We start from the raw sequence: 3,919 nt of genomic DNA, 5'->3' as shown, positions 1-3,919 counted from the left end.
TGGCGGACCCGATACGATTCGAACGTACGACCTTTGCCTTCGGAGCAATATTCGGACGACGGCAGGCGTGGCTGATGCTGGAGTTCCGGGAGGCTTGCGCGGAGGAAGGTGCCGCGCAGGCCCGACGATGGGTGCCTTTGCCGCTTGCTACCTGCTTGCTGGTCGCCGAGTCCGGAATTTCTAGCGGTATCATTTTGGGAGAGCCACCTGCCGCGCCATGGACGGCGTGGTGGTACAGAACAGGCGGCGGCGGATCGGCTTGCGCGAAGTGCGCGCCCTCCGCTCGGGCGAGATGATCTGGGATGCGGCGGTGATCGGTTTCGGCGCCCGCCGGCAGAAGAGCGAGACCGTCAGCTATATCTTGTTCTACAGGACGGCCGAGGGCCGGCAACGCTGGTACACCATCGGTCGGCACGGCTCACCGTGGATGCCGGAGACGGCCCGTGCCGAGGCGCTGCGCCTACTCGGCGAGGTCGCCCGAGGTGGCGACCCTTCCGTCGAGCGGCAGGCCCGGCGCCATGGTGCCACGCTCACCGTCACCGACCTTTGCGACCGATACCTCGACGACGCCGAGGCCGGGCGGCTGCTGACCCGGCGCAGGGTAGCCAAACGGCCTTCGACCCTCACCACGGACCGGAGCAGGATCACCGCCCACATCAAGCCGGTGCTGGGGCCGATCCCGGTCGGCGCGGTGACCTGCGATGACGTCGAGCGACTGATGCACCGCATCGCCGAGGGTGGCACCAGTAAGCGGACCAAACTCGACAAGCGGCACGCGTTGTCCAACGTCCGGGGTGGCAAGGGTGCCGCCAGCAGGACCATCGGCCTGCTCGGCGCCATCATGAGCTACGCGGTCAAGCTCGGTTTGCGGAGTGACAACCCGGTACAGGGCGTGGTGCGCCCAGCCGACGGTCGGCGTGATCGACGGCTCCAGCCCGATGAATACCGCAGGCTCGGCGAGGCGCTGATCGCCGGCGAGGACGATGAGGTCTGGGGCCCGGGCCTTGCGGCGCTCCGGTTCATGCTGTTGACGGGTTGGCGGTCGGGTGAGGTGCTGGGGCTGCGCTGGTCGGAGGTCGACCTCGTCCGCCGAACAGCCCGGCTCACCGATACCAAGACTGGAGCGTCCATGCGTCCGCTCGCCGAGGCGGCCTGCTCGATTCTGCGGGAAATGTTCCCGGGCGAGGTGGTGTTCCGCGCCCCGGGCGGCGACGTAGAGATGAAGGGTTTCCGCCGAGTTTGGTCGAGGACCGTCCACCGGATCGCCGGCCTGACCGAGGACGTGACGCCGCACGTCCTGCGGCACAGCTACGCCTCGCTCGCCGCCGACCTTGGCTTGGCGGACGCGACCATCGCGGCGTTGCTGGGGCACCGGGGGCACAGCGTCACCAGAAGGTACATCCACTCCGCCGACACCGCTCTGCTCGCCGCCGCCGACAAGGTGGCGGCGGAGACCATCAGGTTGATGGGTGAGGTCTGATGAGCCGAGGGGCCGACGTAGACGAGATGCTAATTGCGTTCCTGTTGGCGCACAGCATCGAGGCCAAGATCGGCATCACGTGGCGCTATGACCGGAGCCGCAGAGTCAGGCCGATGCTCGACGCACTGACGCGGTGGGAGACGCTGCTACTGGAGGCAGTAAAGCAGAACGGCCGCCCAGAGGGCGGCCGGTTCGTGGTTCAGAGCGTGTTGTAGACCCATTCGTCGAAGTCGTCGCGGACGCGCTCGGAGGCACATCCAACGTGGACGCCCCACTGGTCAGGTAGGTTGTCCTCGATGCCGAGCAGCCGCAGTTCGGGACGGTCCTCGATAAAGCGTTTGAGCCGGCGGTGATCGGCCGGGTCGATCCGGGCGACCGTCTTGTAGCGGTGCGAATGTGGAGCCCGGAAGGGATATTCGCTGTCATCAGTGTAAGGCATGTTGTTGAGTCCCGCGCGAGTGGCTCCGGCATGAGCGCCTCGGCCGTCGGTATTTATCTCCGCCCCGAACTGCTCCCGGGGTCACCCACGCTCCGCCGGCGGCCACCACCACCACCATCCACGCCGACGCAGCCACGCCCGCCCGGGGCGTCCAGAAATGGCGTCCATAAATAGAGTGTCCCTCGACGTTGGCCTCGCCCGGGCCGGTATCCACCATTCCCATGCGGCGGTCACAGGTCGGGGTCATCATGAGGAGGATACGCCCATGCGGCTGCACGAGATCATCGCAGACGACGAGATCGTCGAGGAGACTGGGACCACCAAACCTAAAGGACCGCTGGACGCCGAGGCTTGGCGCAGGGAAAGCGAGCGACGCCGGAAACTGGCGCAGCGCATCAGTGATACGCAGGCTGACTGCACCAAGAAGCTGAACAAGCTGCGTTCTCAGGTGTGACCAGCGCCCGACGCCGGCGAGTGGCGGGGCGGGTAGTCGAGTAGGTGTAATAGTAGGCGATTAATAGTGACTCGTCTCCCGCGATCTCGATATCCGGTCCTGTATGACAAACCGACCCATCGAGCAGCGCATCCGCAGCAAGCTCATCCGCATGGCCCACGACGACGCGCGCGACGCCGCCGCCAGCACGCTGGACGCCATCGTCCGGGACCTCCGGGAAAAACTGAATGCCCAATTCCCCGGCGCCTCGGTCAAGCAGATCGAGGCCGAGATCACGCGACGGCTCGCGGCCGGCGCCAAGCCGACGACCGCGGTCGTGCCTGTCTCACCCGGCATTCCGAAGGAGGTTTTGGCCGCACGGCGCGCAGAGCGTCGGAAGGTCGTCAACGCCAACCACCACCGGCGCCGCGGCTAGCCGCTGTCCGCGACGTGCAGCCCGGCCATCGGGCGAGCGCGTGAATATTGAATCTCACCCCGCGAATTGAATACGACCAACCCATTGCAGCACGCCATGAAGGCGCAAATCGAAGGGCACATCATCATGACCAAGCGGATCAACACCAAGGCCCAGACCAGCATCACCGGCCGCGATGACTACCTCATCGTCAAGGCGCTGGCCTACACTATCACCACCATTCCCCACCTGCCGGAGGTCCGACAGGAGGCCAGCGACTGCGAGGATATGATCGACTTGTTTGCAGCGCTCGTGCCCGACGACGCTGCCCGCGAGCGGATCATGCATTCTGTTCGCGCCCACTTGGGCTTTGAAAAGTTCTTCTTGGAGCCCGAGGACGACGTTGAGGGCGACGTCGAGGACGGCATCGAGCACCTGCACTGAGGTTGGCAGCGAGGGATGTGGGCGCTCGTGCTCCATCCCTCAGGCCACACGAGCGCGACGTCCCGCCCGCCTCTACCATTCCGGCGAGTGCAGTCGACTGCATCGCCGGCTACGCTGCCGCGTCGAGCGCGCTCCGGCCGCCGGGCAGGTGCCGGTACAAGGTGGACGGAGCGACCCCAAGCTGCCGCGCCACCTCCGCCGCGGTCATCGTGCCGCTCGCCAGCATCGCCCGGGCCGCCCTGATCTTGCTCTCATTCAGTGCCGGCGGACGACCACCGCGCCGGCCACGGGCGGCAGCCGCCCGCAGCCCGGCCTTGGTGCGTTCAATGATGATCTCGCGCTCCATCTGGCCGAGCGCCCCGAGGATGTTGAACAGGAACCGGCCGGAAGGTGTCGAGGTGTCGATGCTCTCCGTCAGGGACCGGAGCGCGATGCCGCGGCGCTCAAGCTGCTCAGCGATGTCGATCAGGTGCCGGAGGCTGCGGCCCAGTCGGTCGAGGCGCCAACAGACCACCGTGTCCCCGGCGCGCGCCATTTCCAGCACCTTGGCGAGTTCGGCCCGGTCGGTCTTGGTGCCAGAGGCCGTCTCGGTGAACACTCTCTCGCACCCGGCACCCCGGAGCGCATCCAGTTGCAGCGCGTGGTCCTGCCCGTCCGTGGACACCCGCGCATAGCCCAGCAGCATCCCGCTCTCCTGATACCCGTCAG

Annotated in this window: 6 protein-coding genes; 4 read left to right on the top strand and 2 right to left on the bottom strand. The window is 66.7% G+C overall.

The genetic code is table 11. The features are described from left to right. Positions 1–217 precede the first annotated feature (217 nt). Positions 218–1,480 carry a tyrosine-type recombinase/integrase gene (locus Q7A36_RS38735; protein WP_305109126.1) on the top strand — a complete coding sequence of 421 codons (1,263 nt, stop codon included), beginning with the start codon at positions 218–220 and terminating at the stop codon, positions 1,478–1,480. Positions 1,481–1,679: 199 nt separating this feature from the next. On the opposite strand, the gene Q7A36_RS38730 is transcribed toward Q7A36_RS38735, so the two are convergent. Further along, positions 1,680–1,919 (bottom strand): hypothetical protein, encoded by a 240-nt coding sequence (locus Q7A36_RS38730; protein WP_305109125.1) that lies wholly within the window; start codon positions 1,917–1,919, stop codon positions 1,680–1,682. A gap of 265 nt (positions 1,920–2,184) precedes the next feature. On the opposite strand from Q7A36_RS38730, the gene Q7A36_RS38725 reads away from it, so the two are divergent. The 3 genes from Q7A36_RS38725 (at position 2,185) to Q7A36_RS38715 (ending at position 3,211) form a co-directional block, all read left to right on the top strand. Beyond that, positions 2,185–2,373, top strand: a complete 189-nt coding sequence (locus Q7A36_RS38725; protein ID WP_305109124.1) for a hypothetical protein — start codon at positions 2,185–2,187, stop codon at positions 2,371–2,373. Between the two features lie 151 nt (positions 2,374–2,524). Next, complete coding sequence (locus tag Q7A36_RS38720) at positions 2,525–2,788, top strand: hypothetical protein (protein WP_305109123.1); 264 nt, start codon at positions 2,525–2,527, stop codon at positions 2,786–2,788. Between the two features lie 96 nt (positions 2,789–2,884). Continuing rightward, positions 2,885–3,211 (top strand): hypothetical protein, encoded by a 327-nt coding sequence (locus Q7A36_RS38715; RefSeq protein WP_305109122.1) that lies wholly within the window; start codon positions 2,885–2,887, stop codon positions 3,209–3,211. Positions 3,212–3,320: 109 nt separating this feature from the next. On the opposite strand, the gene Q7A36_RS38710 is transcribed toward Q7A36_RS38715, so the two are convergent. Beyond that, positions 3,321–3,919: recombinase family protein (locus Q7A36_RS38710; protein ID WP_456306850.1), on the bottom strand; the 599-nt coding region annotated here is incomplete at its 5' end.

Source organism: Paracraurococcus lichenis (genome assembly GCF_030657435.1).
In the GTDB taxonomy this organism is placed as follows: domain Bacteria; phylum Pseudomonadota; class Alphaproteobacteria; order Acetobacterales; family Acetobacteraceae; genus Paracraurococcus; species Paracraurococcus lichenis.
The sequence above is the reverse complement of the archived record's forward strand: the minus strand, read 5'-3'. Positions and strand labels throughout refer to the sequence as shown.